A 382-nucleotide genomic window follows, 5' to 3' on the forward strand; every position below is an offset into this window, starting at 1 on the left:
GCGATTACATTGCCATTAGGTTACACTAGTTCCAAAGAATACGCCGAGCTGGAATGGCCTTTTGATATTCTCATTGCGGTAATTTGGGTGGTTTTTGGCTGGAACCTCATCGCTACAATTTTCAAAAGAAGACAACGACACTTGTATGTTGCTATCTGGTTTTACATAGCAACCTTTGTAACTGTTGCGGTTCTTCACATTTTTAACAGCCTTGCCATTCCTGTCGGTCTCTTCAAAAGTTATTCGGTTTATGCCGGAGTGCAGGATGCTCTTGTTCAATGGTGGTACGGCCACAATGCGGTTGCATTCTTCCTTACCACTCCGTTCCTGGGGCTTATGTACTACTTTGTACCTAAGGCTGCTAACAGGCCGGTTTACTCCT

Annotated in this window: 1 protein-coding gene; it reads left to right on the forward strand. The window is 44.5% G+C overall.

Going from position 1 to position 382, the window contains the following annotated elements; all coding sequences use genetic code 11:
- Window positions 1–382: cbb3-type cytochrome c oxidase subunit I (locus tag HC176_RS17400; RefSeq protein WP_209309789.1), on the forward strand; the 382-nt coding region annotated here is incomplete at both ends.

The sequence above is a fragment of the Tamlana crocina genome (assembly GCF_012037625.1).